At 71.9% G+C, this 13,812-nt stretch carries 14 protein-coding genes and 1 tRNA gene; 10 read left to right on the top strand and 5 right to left on the bottom strand.

From position 1 onward, the window contains the following. Positions 1-11: 11 nt before the first annotated feature. The 3 genes from GGQ54_RS02495 to GGQ54_RS02485 are packed head-to-tail and all read right to left on the bottom strand — an operon-like array spanning position 12 to position 2,463. Positions 12-836 (bottom strand): metal ABC transporter permease, encoded by an 825-nt coding sequence (locus GGQ54_RS02495; RefSeq protein WP_218843636.1) that lies wholly within the window; start codon positions 834-836, stop codon positions 12-14. Further along, positions 836-1,516, bottom strand: coding sequence for a metal ABC transporter ATP-binding protein (locus GGQ54_RS02490; protein ID WP_179443949.1), 681 nt, complete (start codon positions 1,514-1,516; stop codon positions 836-838). The genes GGQ54_RS02495 and GGQ54_RS02490 overlap by 1 nt, the downstream gene beginning before the upstream one ends. Next, positions 1,507-2,463: a metal ABC transporter substrate-binding protein gene (locus GGQ54_RS02485; RefSeq protein WP_246292524.1), complete on the bottom strand. Its 957-nt coding sequence runs from the start codon at positions 2,461-2,463 to the stop codon at positions 1,507-1,509. The genes GGQ54_RS02490 and GGQ54_RS02485 overlap by 10 nt, the downstream gene beginning before the upstream one ends. Positions 2,464-2,521: 58 nt before the next feature. On the opposite strand from GGQ54_RS02485, the gene GGQ54_RS02480 reads away from it, so the two are divergent. Then, positions 2,522-3,994 (top strand): serine hydrolase, encoded by a 1,473-nt coding sequence (locus tag GGQ54_RS02480; RefSeq protein ID WP_179443947.1) that lies wholly within the window; start codon positions 2,522-2,524, stop codon positions 3,992-3,994. Between the two features lie 10 nt (positions 3,995-4,004). Continuing rightward, the gene (locus GGQ54_RS02475) at positions 4,005-4,307 is read left to right on the top strand and encodes an antibiotic biosynthesis monooxygenase family protein (protein WP_343045831.1); all 303 of its coding nucleotides are present in this window, start codon (positions 4,005-4,007) and stop codon (positions 4,305-4,307) included. On the opposite strand, the gene GGQ54_RS02470 is transcribed toward GGQ54_RS02475, so the two are convergent. Then, the gene (locus GGQ54_RS02470) at positions 4,300-5,244 is read right to left on the bottom strand and encodes an EamA family transporter (protein WP_179443945.1); all 945 of its coding nucleotides are present in this window, start codon (positions 5,242-5,244) and stop codon (positions 4,300-4,302) included. The two genes, GGQ54_RS02475 and GGQ54_RS02470, sit on opposite strands and share 8 nt — an antisense overlap. Positions 5,245-5,322: 78 nt before the next feature. Between GGQ54_RS02470 and GGQ54_RS02465 the strand changes: the two genes are divergently transcribed. The 4 genes from GGQ54_RS02465 (at position 5,323) to GGQ54_RS02450 (ending at position 9,993) form a co-directional block, all read left to right on the top strand. After that, complete coding sequence (locus GGQ54_RS02465; protein ID WP_179443944.1) at positions 5,323-6,189, top strand: LysR family transcriptional regulator; 867 nt, start codon at positions 5,323-5,325, stop codon at positions 6,187-6,189. 92 nt (positions 6,190-6,281) lie between these two features. After that, on the top strand, positions 6,282-7,673 hold the full coding sequence (locus GGQ54_RS02460) for a glycine--tRNA ligase (protein ID WP_343045830.1): 1,392 nt from the start codon (positions 6,282-6,284) through the stop codon (positions 7,671-7,673). A 30-nt stretch (positions 7,674-7,703) separates the two neighbouring features. Continuing rightward, on the top strand, positions 7,704-8,852 hold the full coding sequence (gene dusB, locus GGQ54_RS02455) for a tRNA dihydrouridine synthase DusB (protein ID WP_179443942.1): 1,149 nt from the start codon (positions 7,704-7,706) through the stop codon (positions 8,850-8,852). Between the two features lie 64 nt (positions 8,853-8,916). Next, complete coding sequence (locus GGQ54_RS02450; protein ID WP_179446380.1) at positions 8,917-9,993, top strand: HD domain-containing protein; 1,077 nt, start codon at positions 8,917-8,919, stop codon at positions 9,991-9,993. Positions 9,994-10,029: 36 nt separating this feature from the next. On the opposite strand, the gene GGQ54_RS02445 is transcribed toward GGQ54_RS02450, so the two are convergent. Further along, positions 10,030-10,398 (bottom strand): DCC1-like thiol-disulfide oxidoreductase family protein, encoded by a 369-nt coding sequence (locus tag GGQ54_RS02445; RefSeq protein WP_179443941.1) that lies wholly within the window; start codon positions 10,396-10,398, stop codon positions 10,030-10,032. Between the two features lie 68 nt (positions 10,399-10,466). Between GGQ54_RS02445 and dnaG the strand changes: the two genes are divergently transcribed. The 4 genes from dnaG (at position 10,467) to GGQ54_RS02425 (ending at position 13,799) form a co-directional block, all read left to right on the top strand. Beyond that, positions 10,467-12,362 (top strand): DNA primase, encoded by a 1,896-nt coding sequence (dnaG, locus tag GGQ54_RS02440; protein ID WP_179443940.1) that lies wholly within the window; start codon positions 10,467-10,469, stop codon positions 12,360-12,362. Positions 12,363-12,471: 109 nt separating this feature from the next. Continuing rightward, the gene (locus GGQ54_RS02435; RefSeq protein ID WP_179443939.1) at positions 12,472-13,179 is read left to right on the top strand and encodes a sigma-70 family RNA polymerase sigma factor; all 708 of its coding nucleotides are present in this window, start codon (positions 12,472-12,474) and stop codon (positions 13,177-13,179) included. Beyond that, positions 13,173-13,685, top strand: a complete 513-nt coding sequence (locus GGQ54_RS02430; RefSeq protein WP_179443938.1) for a hypothetical protein — start codon at positions 13,173-13,175, stop codon at positions 13,683-13,685. Before GGQ54_RS02435 ends, GGQ54_RS02430 begins: the two co-directional genes overlap by 7 nt. Positions 13,686-13,723: 38 nt before the next feature. Beyond that, positions 13,724-13,799: transfer RNA gene (locus GGQ54_RS02425), tRNA-Asn, on the top strand. Positions 13,800-13,812 lie beyond the last annotated feature (13 nt).

Here is a 13,812-nt window from a genome sequence, read left to right as displayed (position 1 = left end):
GTCGGGGTCGCTCAGGGGCCGGCCCGGCGGGCTCGCCGCAGGGCGAGCGAGATCGGCCAGGCGAGCGCGAAGCCGGCGATCGCGAGCAGCACGATCAGCGCACCGGGGGCCGTGTCGAGGTAGAACGACCCGCCGGTGCCGACGACCGCGACCACCGCGCCGATCGCCATCGCCGCGAACAGCCCGCGGCGGAATCCGCGGACCAGGCCGCGCGCCGTCGCGACCGGGATCACCATCAGGGCGCTGATCAGCAACAGCCCGACCGTGCGCATGGCGACGCTGACGGTGATCGCGGCGAGGATGATCACGCAGAAGTTGTACGCCCGGACGGGCAGCCCCATCGTCCGCGCGTGCTCCTCGTCGGCCGAGACCGCGAAGAGCTGCGGGGCCAGCCCGATCGCCGGGACCAGCACCAGGATGCCGAGCCCGGCCACCAGCCAGGTGTCGCCGTCGTCGATCGTGGTCAGCGACCCGAACAGGTACTGGGCGAGCGCGCCGGCGCCCTGACCGGCCCGGGAGGCGAGCAGTACGCCCGCCGCGAGGCCGCCGTAGAACAGCAGCGCCAGCCCGACGTCGCTGGTCGCGCGCCCCGCCTGGCGCAGCAGCTCGATCGTCACCGCGCCTGCCACGCAGATGATCACCGCGATCGGGAGCGGGGCGGTGCCGGTGGCGAGGGCCAGGCCCACGCCCGCCAGCGCCACGTGCCCGAGGCCGTCGCCGAGCAGGCTGAGCCGGCGCTGCACGACATAGGTACCGATCGCCGGGGCGATCAGGCCGGTCAGCAGCGCCGCCAGCAGCGCCCGGACCATGAACGGGTACGCCAGGAGCTCTGTCATCACGCGCTCACCTCGTCGGCGACCAGCCGGCCCTGGTCGAGGACCAGCCGGCGCTGCAGGGAGGGGCCGAGCGGACCCGGCTCGTGCAGCACCGCCAGCAGCGTGCGCCCGTCGTCGTGCAGGGCCGCGAGGGTGGCGGCCAGGGATTCCTGACTCTCCACGTCGATGCCCGCCAGCGGCTCGTCCAGGATCAGCAGCTCCGGTCGGCCGGCGAGCGCGCGGGCGATCAACGTGCGCTGCTGCTGGCCGCCGGACAGGGCGGCGAACTCACGATCGGCCAGTCCGGAGATGCCGAGCCGGTCCAGCGCCTCGTCGGTCGCCTCGCGGTCGGCGCGGCCCGCCCGCAGGAAGAACGGGCGTCGGCGGGCGAGCCGACCCGAGGCGACCACCTCGCCCACGGTCGCCGCATCGATGGAGACAGCCGTGCGCTGGGGCACGTAGCCGATCCGTGACCAGTTGCGGAACTTCCCGACCGGCGTACCGAACAGCGACGCCGAGCCCGCCTCGGGACGGACCAGGCCGAGCAGGGTGCGCACCAGGGTGGTCTTGCCGGAGCCGTTGCCGCCGAACAGGCCGACATAGCTCGCGGGGTCGATGGCGAAGCTGATTTCGCGCAGCACGGGCGGTCCGCCGAGCGCGACCGTCAGGTCGTCGGCCGCGACGGCCGGGGTCACCGGCATCGGTTGGCGCCGCGCAGCGCGGCCAGGTTGGCGTCCATCAGCGAGAAGTAGTCCGCGCCGGTCGAGGCGTCGGCCAGGCCCTCGATCGGGTCGAGCACGGCGGTACGCAGCCCGAGATCGCGGGCCACCGATTCCGACACCTCGGGCGAGACCAGCGTCTCGTAGAAGATCGTGTCGATGTCGTGGTCGCGGGCGGCGTGCTGCACGGCCGCGATCCGGGCCGGTGAGGGCTCCTCGTCCGCCGAGAGGCCGCGGATCGCGATCTGCTCCAGGTCGTAGCGCGCGGCGAGGTGGCCGAAGGCTTCGTGGGAGGTGATGAAGGCCCGCGTCTCGCACCGGGCAAGTCCGGTACGGAAGCGCTCGTCGAGGTCGGTCAGGCGGGCGTCGAAGGTCGCATCGCGGTCGGCGTACCCGGCGGCGTCGTCCGGGTCGAGATCGGACAGCGCGGCCGCGATGCCGGAACCGATCAGCTCCATGTTCTCCGGGTCCAGCCAGAGGTGTGGGTCGCGCCCCCCGTGGTCGTGATCATGGCCCGGTTCCTCGGTGTGGCCCGGTTCGACGGCCGGTTCGTCGGCATGATCAGCTCCGGGGGGCGGGGCGGGGACCAGCGCGCCCGCCTCCAGAACCGTCCCGGTCGCATTCTCGGCGATGGCCCGGTCGACGGCGGGCTGCAGCCCGGCAAGGTAGACGACCAGATCGGCATCGGCGATCGCGGCCACCTGGCGCGGGGTCAGTTCGAGGTCGTGCGGTTCCGTGCCGGGCGGGGTGAGGTCGGTCACGGTCACGTCGGGGCCGCCGACCTGCTCGGTGGCGAACTGCAGCGGATAGAACGTGGTGACGACCTCGACGGGGCCCGCGCCCTCATCGGCCTCGACCGCCGGCGCGGCGCAGGCGCCGAAGAGGAGCGGGACGATCGCGGCGCAGGGCAGCAGGCGACGAAAGCTCATGGAAATCATTTTCATCTAGAGTCGACCGCCGGGTCAAGTCGCGCTAGTTTGAGCGGTCGTGACCGATCTGCGCAGTGACCAGACAGGCGGGGCGACCGACGACCTCGAACGGGCCGTCTCCGGCTTCGCCGATGCCGCCGAGGCGGCCGGGATCGAGTTGCACGGGCTGATGATCAACTCCGGCGGGCGTACCGTCGCCCGCGGTTGGTGGGCTCCGTATGACGCCGAGACCCCGCAGCACGTCTACTCGATGAGCAAGACCTTCCTGGCGACGGCGTTCGCGCTGGCGAGACAAGAGGGCCTGGTCGACCTGGCCGACCGGATCGTCGATCACTGGCCGGAGTACGCCGCACTCGCCGGCCCGCGCGCCTCGGGCTGGACCTTCGAGCACCTGCTCCGGATGAGCGCGGGGCATCGCACCGACGTGCTGTTGCTCGCCCGGGTCACCGACGGGCTGCAGTTCGACTCCGACGACGACCTGGTCGCCTGGTGCCTGGCCCAGGAGCCGGAGGCCGAACCGGGGTCGGTGTTCTGCTACAACCAGCTCTGCAGCTACCTGGTCTCCGCCACGCTGCAGCGGATCGTCGGCGAGCGGCTCGTCGACTGGCTGCGCCCGCGGCTGTTCGACCCACTCGACGTCGCACCGGTCGGCTGGCAGACCGACGGACTGGGTCGCGATCTCGGGTTCGCCGGTCTGCACATCCCGCTGCGCGGTCTGCTCGGGATCGGCGAGCTGTGGCTGCGCCGCGGGCAACTCGGCGGACGCCGGCTCGTCGAGCCGGAGTGGTTCGAGCTGGCCGTCCGGCCGCTCAGCGACACCGCCGTGCCCGACTCCTTCGGCCAGACGCCGCCGCCGGACTGGTCGCGGGGTTACGGCTATCAGGTGTGGATGATGGATGACGGCTTCCGTGGCGACGGCGCTTTCGGTCAGTACGCCCTCGTCATCCCCGAGCTGGATGCCGTGATCGCGGTGAACGCCGCCGTGCTGGACATGCAGGCCGAGCTCGACCTGATCCGGACCCATCTCTTTCCCGCGCTCGCCCGGCTTGCCGCCCGTGGTCCCGAGGCGGTCGAGCCCGAACCCGTCGAGCTGGCGAGCCGCGAGCTGCCCCCGGTCCGCAGCCTCGTCGACGCCGATTCCCCCGACGGCGGCCTCCCCGGATTCACCGACAGCGAGGGGATCACCCACGAACTGCTCGGTCGACTGCCCGCGCCGGTCGGCCGGCTGACGCCCCGCCGCGACGGCACCGACTGGCTCCTCGACCTGCAGCTCGAGTCCGGTTCGACGACCGTCCCGGCCGGCGACGGCCACTGGGCCGCCGGCACCATCGACGCCGGCGCGCCCGGGCAGGTAGCGGTCCGCAGCAGCGCCGGACTGACCGACGAGGGCTTCGTCGCCGAGCTGATCGTGATCAACACCCCGCACCGGGTCCGACTGGTCGGCGACCCGGTCAGCGGGCGGCTGCGCGCGGCCTGGAATGTCACCCCGCTGGCCGGGGCCGACCTGTCGACGCTCGTCCTCCCGGGGTGATCCGGTGCTGGTGATCAACCGATTCCGCGTACCCGATGATCGAGAAGCGGAGTTCGGCGAACGGATGCGCGCAGCGATCGAGCTGCTGGCCGGCAAACCCGGCTGCGAGGCGGTCGACCTGGTCCGCAATCTCGACGAGCCCGGGCTCTGGGCCCTGGTCGGCCGCTGGCGCGATGTCGGGTCCTATCGGCGCGCGCTGAACGGTTACGACTCGAAGATGATCATCGTGCCGGTGCTCTCGCTGGCGATCGACGAACCGTCGGCCTACGACGAGCCGCAGCGCGTCGGAGAGAACCTTCCCCGCATCACCTGAGCACTGGGGCCTGGGCGTCGGCGGCCCGCGCCTCGGGCGCCCGGGTGGACCGGGGCGGGGGAAGCTGGCCGGCGAGCATCGCGAGCAGGGCCAGCGCGAAGCCGCCGATCTGCAGGGCGGTCAACCGCTCGCCGAGCAGCAGCGCGCCCAGGGCGGCGGCGACCAGCGGCGAGAGCAACCCGAGCAGGGCCGTCGCGGTTACCGGCAACCGCCTGATCCCGCGGAACCACAGCGTGTAGGCCACCAGCGCCCCCGCCAGGCCGAGCCACAGGTAGCCGCCGATCGCCGCACCGTCGATCCGGTCCGGCACGCCGTCAAGAACCAGGGCGGGCAGGGCCAGCACCAGGCCGCCGGCGGTCAGTTGCCAACCGGCATAGGCCATCGGTCCGACACCGGTCGGCGTGCCCCAGCGCTTGGTCAGCGTGACCCCGAGTGCCATCGCGCCCGCGGCGCCCAGGCCCGCCAGCACCCCGACGCCGTCCAGCCGGGCGCCCGGACCGAGCACCACCAGCCCGATGCCGACCACGCCGACGGCACCCCAACCGAGCCGCCAGGGGGACAGGCGCTCACCGAGAACGGGGATCACCAGGAGCGCGACCATGATCGTCTGGGAGGCGCCCAGGGTGGCCGCGACCCCGCCCGGCAGGTGTTGCGCGGCCACGAACAGCAGGGTCAGGAACACCCCGATGTTCAGTGTGCCCAGCACGGCGGCCCGCCACCACCACGAGCCGTGCGGCAGCGTCCGGGTCAGCGCGAGCGCCAGCAGGCCGGCGGGCAGGGCCCGCAGCAGCGCCGCGAACATCGGGTGGCCGGGCGGCAGCAGCTCGGTGGTGACGAGATAGGTGGTGCCCCACAGGGCGGGCGCGAGCGCCGTCGCCGCCGTGCTGCCCAGGCGTTCGGTGAGTGGTGTGGCGGCCGGAGCGATGAGGTGTGCCATGGGACAAGGCTCCGCCCATCCGATCAATGAGTCCAACACATGTTTGTCACCACAGCAATCGTCAATCATGATTGATCAATGGAGCTGCGACAACTGCGCTATGTGCTCGCCGTCGCCGAGACCGGCAACTTCACCCGGGCCGCCGAGCGCTGCTATGTCGTGCAGTCCGCGCTCAGCCACCAGATCGCGGCCCTGGAGCGCGAGCTCGGCTTCGCGCTGTTCGCCCGGACCAGCCGGCGGGTTGCCATCACGCCGGCCGGCACGGCCTTCCTCGACGGCGCGCGGCAGTGCCTGGCTGCGGCCGAGCGAGCCGTCGCCGACGCGGCCGCCGCGGCCGGCGAGGTCCGCGGACATCTGTCGATCGGGATGATCCCGACGGTCACGGCACTCGCCGTCCCGGCCCTGCTGCGCCGCTTCTCCGACGCTCACCCGCAGGTCCGTGTGGGCCTGCGGGTCGCGGCCAGCAACGAGATCGTGGCGGGCATCCGGGCAGGCGAGCTCGACATCGGCGTGCTGGGGCTGCCGCCGGACGAACGGCCGCGCGGGGTGCGTTGGCGCGAGCTCGGCCGGGACCGCCACGTCGCGGTTCTCCCGCCGGGCCACGGTCTCGCCGGGCGGCGACGGATCGGGCTGGAGCGGCTCGCCGACCAACGGTTCGCCGACTTCCCGGTCGGCTCGGCCGGCCGGGCCCAGACCGACCGCGCGTTCGCGGCGGCCGGCCTGGCCCGGACCGTGGCCTACGAGGCGACCGCGGTGGAGCTGATCCTCGAACTGGTCCGCGAGGGGCAGGCGGTCGCGCTGTTGCCGTCGGAGGTGGTGCCGGCCCGCGCGGGCGTACCTGTGGTCGACGTGACCCGCGGACCGGCGCGGGTCCAGTACCTGGCCTGGAGCGCATTCGACCCCAGCCCCGCGGCGCTGGCCTTCCTCGATCTGGCCGCCCGCTAGGGTGGTGGGCCGAGCGCGGGCACCAGCCGGGTGTCCGGCTCGTGTGATGCAGACAAGTGATGCAGACATGTGCTGCAGACAAGGAAGTGACAGTGGCCCCGACCAGCCGTCTCGACAACGTGATCAGCCTCGCCAAGCGGCGCGGATTCGTCTTCCCCAGCGGCGACATCTACGGCGGTACGCGGTCGGCGTGGGACTACGGACCCTACGGCGTGGAGCTGAAGGAGAACATCAAGCGGCAGTGGTGGCGCTCGATGGTGACCGGCCGCGATGACGTGGTCGGCATCGACTCCGCGGTGATCTTGCCCCGCGAGGTCTGGGTCGCCTCCGGTCACGTCGGCGAGTTCACCGACCCGCTGATCGAGTGCCTGCACTGCCACAAGCGGTTCCGTCTTGATCATCTGCAGGAGGCGATCGCGGAGAAGAAGGGCATCGAGGATCCCGATTCGATTCCTGCGACCGAGATCAACTGCCCGCACTGCGGCACCAAGGGGCAGTGGACCGAGCCGCGCGAGTTCAACATGATGTTGAAGACCTATGTCGGCGCGATCGAGGACGAGGCCGGCCTGCGCTACCTGCGCCCGGAGACCGCGCAGGGCATCTTCGTCAACTTCCTCAACGTGTTGAACACCTCGCGCAAGAAGCCGCCGTTCGGCATCGGCCAGGTCGGCAAGAGCTTCCGCAACGAGATCACCCCGGGCAACTTCATCTTCCGCACCCGGGAGTTCGAGCAGATGGAGATGGAGTACTTCGTCAAGCCGGGCACCGACGAGGACTGGCACAGCTACTGGATCGACGAGCGCACCAAGTGGTACACCGATCTCGGCATCGATCCCGAGAATCTGCGCCACTACGAGCATCCGGCCGAGAAGCTGTCGCACTACTCCAAGCGGACGGTCGACATCGAGTACCGCTTCGGCTTCGCCGGATCCGAGTGGGGAGAGCTGGAGGGCGTGGCCAACCGCACCGATTTCGATCTGGGTACGCACTCCAAGCACTCCGGCGCCAAGCTGGAGTATTTCGACCAGGCCAATGACGAGCGCTGGACCCCGTACGTGATCGAGCCGGCGGCCGGCCTGACCCGCTCGCTGATGGCCTTCCTGATCGACTCCTACACCGAGGACGAGGCACCGAACGCCAAGGGCGGGGTGGACAAGCGGACCGTGCTGAAGCTCGACCCCCGGCTGGCCCCGGTCAAGGCGGCGGTGTTGCCGCTGTCGCGCAACGAGGACCTCTCGCCCAAGGCGAAGGATCTCGCCGCGCAGTTGCGCCGCAATTGGAACATCGACTTCGACGACGCCCAGGCGATCGGGCGCCGCTACCGCCGCCAGGACGAGATCGGTACGCCGTTCTGCATCACCGTCGACTTCGACACCCTCGACGACCAGGCCGTGACCGTGCGCGAGCGCGACTCGATGAGTCAGGAGCGGATCGCGCTCGACCAGGTCGAGGGCTACCTCGCCCAGCGGCTCGTCGGGGCCTGAGCCTTCCGGCCCACCTACACTGGGCTCGCCATGACGACGACCCTGAGCCCCGCCCCGCCCCTGCGCCTGGGCGATCTCGTCGTGCCCACGCCCGTGGTGCTGGCGCCGATGGCGGGCATCACCAATGCGGCGTACCGGCAACTCTGTCGCGAGCAGGGTGCCGGGCTGTACGTGTGCGAGATGATCACCTCGCGCGGCCTGGTCGAGCGCGACCGCAAGTCGCTGCAGATGCTGGCCTTCGACCCGGGCGAGACGATCCGTTCGGTGCAGCTCTACGGCGTCGATGCACCGACGATGGCACGGGCGACGGAGATCTTGTGCAACGAGTTCGGCGTCGCCCATGTCGACCTGAACTTCGGCTGCCCGGTGCCCAAGGTGACCCGCAAGGGCGGCGGGGCGGTGCTGCCCTGGAAGCGGGACCGGCTGCGCGCCATCCTGACCGCGACGGTGAAGGCGGGGGAGCGCTACGGCGTACCGGTCACCTGCAAGACCCGCAAGGGCATCGACGATGATCATCTGACCTACCTCGATGCCGGCCGGATCGCCGAGGACTGCGGCGTGGCGGCGATCGCGCTGCACGGACGTACCGCCGCCCAAGCCTATTCCGGGCAGGCCGACTGGGACTCGATCGCCGCGCTCAAGCAGCACGTGTCGATCCCTGTGCTCGGCAATGGCGACATCTGGGAGGCCGACGATGCGCTGGCGATGGTACGCCGGACCGGGGCCGACGGGGTCGTGATCGGCCGAGGCTGTCTGGGGCGCCCGTGGCTGTTCGGTGATCTTGCCGATGCCTTTGCCGGCAGGGAGTCCCGGGCGCTGCCGAGCCTCGGCGAGGTGGCCGCGGTGTTTCGCCGGCACGCCGAGCTGCTGGCCGCGATCATGGGCGAGCGGGCCGGGGTGACCGATCTGCGCAAGCACGTGGCCTGGTACTTCAAGGGCTTCGGGATCGGCGGCGAGGTGCGCCGCGGGCTCGGCCTCGCGTCCTCGCTGGCCGATGTCGATCACTGGCTGTCCATGATCGATCCGGCCGAGCCGTTCCCGACGGGTGAGCTGGGTCAGCCGCGCGGGCGCCAGGGTGCGCCGCGGGATCGGGTGATCATGCCGGAGGGCTGGCTGGCCGACACCTGCGGGCTGGAGGCCGACCTGGCCGATGCCGAGCTGGGGATCAGCGGTGGCTGAGCGCTCGGCACCCGATCTGTCCGTTTCCGATCTGACCCCGCGGGCGCGCGCCTGGGCTCAGACGATGCGCGGCCACGGCAGCGAGGAGATCGTCCGCGCGCACGCCGACTCCGCCGCGCGCATCGGCGTGGCGGCCCCGTTGGGTCGCGAGGACCGCGAGGAGCGGGAGCGGCTGACGCTGCGGCCCGGCGCCACGCTGGCAGAAGGCGCCGGCGACCGCGCGATAGCGGAGTCGCCCGATCCCGAGCGGACCTGCTTCGAGCGTGACCGGGACCGGATCGTGCACTCGACGGCGTTCCGTCGCCTCGCCGGCAAGACCCAGGTGGTCGTCGACCCGCTCGATCACCAGCGCACCCGGCTCACCCACGCCCTCGAGGTCGCCCAGGTCGCCACCTCGATCGCCCGCGGCGTCGGGGTGAACGTCGCGCTCGCCGATGCGATTGCGCTCGGCCACGACTGCGGGCACGGCCCGGGCGGGCACGCCTCGGAGGATGCCTTCGATGCGTTCATCGGCGAGGGCTACGACCACGGGCCGTGGGGCGCCGATGTCGTGCTGACGCCGCTGAACCTGTGCGCGCAGACCCTGGACGGCATCCGCAACCACTCCTGGTCGCGCCCCGCGCCGGCCACCGTGGAGGGCGAGATCGTCTCCTGGGCCGACCGGATCGCCTACTGTGCGCACGATCTGGAGGATGCGATCCATGCCGGAATCCTCACCACCGCGGACATCCCGGCCGAGGTCGTGGAGATCGCCGGGCGCACCCGACGCGAACAGCTCGGCACCTTCATCCGCGCCGTGATCGCGTCGGTGGTCCGGCACGGCGAGGTCGGGATGGACCCGGCAACGGCCTCGGCGCTGGCGACCCTGCGTACCTTCAACTACGAGCGGATCTACACCCGCCCCGCGGCGGTCGATCAGACGCGCCGGGTGATCGACGTGCTGCACGCCCTGGTCGAGCACTACGCGGCACATCCGCACATCATCCCCGACGCAGCCCCGGCCGACCCGGGCTCGCCCGAAGCGGTCCGCGAGGCCGTCCGCTATGTCGGCGGGATGACCGATCGGTACGCCTTCGAGCAGGCGGTCCGGCTGCTCGGCTGGGATCCGGCTCGGCTGCCGCAGGGCATCGACCGGGACTGAGCCGCCCGCGAGACGGCGGCGGGCTGGGCGCCGCACTCAGCGCATGGCGCACGCGGCGGTGCCGCCGGGCAGCCGGTGCCGGTTGGCGGCGACGGCGCGGTAGGCGAGCCCGGCGAGGCTGCGTACCACCGGAAGCGCGAGGAACCGGCCGGCCAGCGCGAGTGGCCCACGATGCCAGATCAGCCACTGGGCCATGGCCTGCGCGCCGCCGAACGCGCTCCCGTCCGGCAGCACCAACACCACCTCGCGCTCGGTGCGCTCGACCGGTACGCCGAGCTCTGCATCCTGCGCCGCGCGGATCTCCACATCGCGGGGGCCGCCGTCGTTCAGGCGGCTCGCCAGCGCGCCGGAGGTCGCGCGGCAGAACCCGCAGTCCCCGTCGATCAGCAGCACCGGACGTTCCACGCGGCCAGTCTATTCGCGCGCTCGATTCGCCTGGCGTCGGCGCCCGGCCCGCCGCGTACACTCGCCCCGTGCCAGGCCGGATCCATCCAGACGACATCGCCGAGGTGCGCGCCCGCGCCCGCATCGACGACATCGTCGGGTCCTATGTCACGCTGCGCAAGGCGGGCTCGGGCTCCCAGAAGGGGCTGTGCCCGTTCCACGACGAGAAGACGCCCAGCTTCCAGGTCACCCCGGCCCGCGGGTTCTTCTACTGTTTCGGCTGCGGCGAGGGCGGGGACGTGATCACCTTCCTGCAGAAGATCGACAACCTGTCCTTCGCCGAGGCGGTCGAGCGGCTGGCCGGGCGTACCGGCATCCAGTTGCGCTACACCGACGACGACCCGGGCGCGCGCTTCGAGCGCGGTCAGCGGATGCGGATCCTGGAGGCCAATGCGGCGGCGGCCGAGTGGTACGCCGCCCAGCTCGCCAAGCCCGAGGCGCTGACCGCGCGCCAGTTCCTGGACTCGCGCGGCTTCGACCGGGCGGCGGCCGAACAGTTCGGCGTCGGGTACGCCCCGCGCGGCGGGCGCGAGCTCGGCAATCACCTGCGCGGCAAGGGATTCGCCGACGCCGACCTGGTCGCCGCGGCGCTGATCCGCCCCCAGGGCTGGGACTTCTTCTCCGGCCGGCTGCTCTGGCCGATCCGCGACTCCGGATCGGCCGTGCTCGGCTTCGGCGGTCGCCGGCTCTACGACGACGACCGGCTGCCGGCCAAGTACCTCAACACCTCCGAGACCGCCGTCTACAAGAAGAGCCACGTGCTCTACGGCCTCGACCTGTCGCGGACAGCGATCGGCAAGCAGTCCCGCGCCGTGGTGGTGGAGGGCTACACCGACGTGATGGCCGCCCACCTGTCCGGGGTGGACACCGCGGTGGCCTCCTGCGGCACGGCGTTCGGCGATGATCATGCCCGGATGTTGCAGCGGCTGATGGGCAATCACGACGCCTTCCACGGCGAGGTGATCTTCACCTTCGACGGCGACGCGGCCGGTCAGAAGGCCGCGCTGAAGGTGTTCGACGGGGACAAGAACTTCATCGGGCAGACCTATGTCGCGATCGAACCCACCGGCCTCGACCCGTGCGATCTGCGGCTGCAGCACGGCGACGCGGCCGTACGCGAGCTGGTCGCGCGCCGCGTACCGCTGTACCGGTTCGTGATGTCCAATGTGATCGCCGGATTCGATCTTGACCGGGCCGAGGGCCGCACCGCCGCGATGCGCGCGGCCGCGCCGCTGGTCAGCTCCATCCGCGACGCGTCGCTGGTCAACGGGTACGCCCGGGAGCTGGCGGGCATGATCGGGCTGGATGTCGAGGAGGTACGCCGGGAGGTGACCCGGGCCGCGGGTCGCGGCCCGGAGCGGGCGCCGCGGGCGCGCGACGCCGAGCCCGACGAGGCGCCCGTGGTGCCGGCGGCACAGTTGCCCGATCCGGCCGACCGGACGCTGGCCGTCGAGCGGGGCACCTGCCAACTGATGATCCAGCAGCCCGCCTTGTTCTCGCCCACCTGGGAGGACATCGAGGCCGCCGACTTCACCCACCCCGCCTACGCGGCGGTCTACGCCGCCGTGCTCGCCGCCCGGGACGGCAGCAACGATGGATCGGCCGAGAGTTCGGCAGGGGGCTCTGGCTGGGTGCAGGCCGTGCGGGCCAGCACGCCGCACGGCTCGGGCGAGGCGCTGGACCACCTGATCGCCTCGCTCGCGGTCGAGCCGCTGCTGGTCCGCGCCGACGAGCGCTACGTGCAGGAGTACGCGGCGAAACTGCGGCTGCTCACCACGATGCGCCGGATCGCCGACCTGAAGTCGAAGCTGCAGCGCACCAACCCGGTCGAACAGCAGACCGCCTACAACCAGATGTTCGCCGACCTGTTGGTGCTGGAGAACCGTCGCAAGAGCCTGCAGGCGGCGAGCATCGGCGTCGACTGACGCGCGTCGCGATTGTCGGATCCGGTGTTGTCCGGTTGTCTCCCGGATGCGGATCCACAGGCGCCCCGCGGCGGCGTCCGGGGCCGGTGTCGGCGCGCAGGCTGGGTGCATGACCGCGATCCGTGTGCAGGCCCGGCCGTTGACCCATCGACTGCTGAGCGCCGAGGAGGAGCGCGAGCTGGCGCTCGACATCGAATGCGGCCTGATGGCCGCGCACCGGCTCGCCCGCGGGGCGTGCTCGGCGCCGGCAGCCGACGAGCTGGCGGAGTTGCGCCGCCGCGGTGAGACGGCGCGGGAGCTGCTGATCCGGCACAACCTGCGGCTGGTCGGCACGATCGCCAGCGAGGTCGCCCGGCGACACGACCAGCCGGTCACCGACCTGTTCCAGGAGGGCGTGCTGGGGCTGATCGAGGCGATCGAGCGCTACGACCTGCGCCGCGGGGTACGCCTCGGCAGGTTCGCCGCCGTGCTGATCCGGGCCCGGGTGCGGGACTGGTGCGCCGAGCGTGGGCGGCGGGGCGCGCGGACGGACTACCTCGCCGATGTGATCGTGGAGCCGCCCGATCCGGGTGCCGTCGAGGCATTCGACGCCGCCCTCGGCCGGCAGTTGCGTCGCGAGCTGCTGGCCTGCGTCGGGAAGACCGAACGTGCCGTGCTCGCGCTGCGCGTCGGCCTGGCCGGCCCCTGCCTCACGCGCGCCGAGGCCGGGCGGCGCCTCGGCCTGCCGCCGGCCCGGGTGCGCAGCATCGAGCGGTCCGCGCTGGCCACCCTGCGCCGCGCATTCGCCGAGCCGGCGGGCAGACTGGGGCAATGCTGAATCGCCTGGCCAAGCCGGTCCGTCGCGATCTTGCCGGGCATCTGGGCGCCAGCCCGCGGGTGCTGGCGTGGGGCCGGGTGGTCGACGGCCGCTGGTGTGTCGCGTTGCCGGACCGGCTGGTCTGGGGCGGGGTGCCGGAGGGGGCGGGGCAGTGGGAGCAGTTGGCGTACCACCTGATCGAGCACGGTGGCTGGAACGCCGAGCTGTCCGAGCTCGCCTGGACTCGTACCGACGGTAGGCGGGGCAGCCTGCGGCTGGTCGACCCGGGACGGCTACCGGAGGCCTTCGTCGACCGGGTCAATGCGACCATCGTCGCGCGGGAGCGCGTCCCGATCGAGGGCACCGACGACGGCGTGGTGATCAGCGGGCGCCGCGACCTGACCGATCCGGACGCCCCGCTGACCTGGCGGGCCAGCCCGATGCGGGGCACCAAGCTGTCCGATCCGCGGGTCGCCGCCGAGGTCGACGCGGCGATCGCGCGGGTCCGCGCCGAATACGACATCTGAGGGGCGAACTGCTACAGTCTCTTCTCGCGTCTACGCGATCCCCTGTAGCTCAATTGGCAGAGCATTCGACTGTTAATCGAAGGGTTGCTGGTTCGAGTCCAGCCGGGGGAGCCAGTCCGGCTCGGCC

It is taken from the genome of Naumannella cuiyingiana (genome assembly GCF_013408305.1).
Taxonomy (GTDB): Bacteria; Actinomycetota; Actinomycetes; order Propionibacteriales; family Propionibacteriaceae; genus Naumannella; species Naumannella cuiyingiana.
The sequence above is the reverse complement of the archived record's forward strand: the minus strand, read 5'-3'. Positions and strand labels throughout refer to the sequence as shown.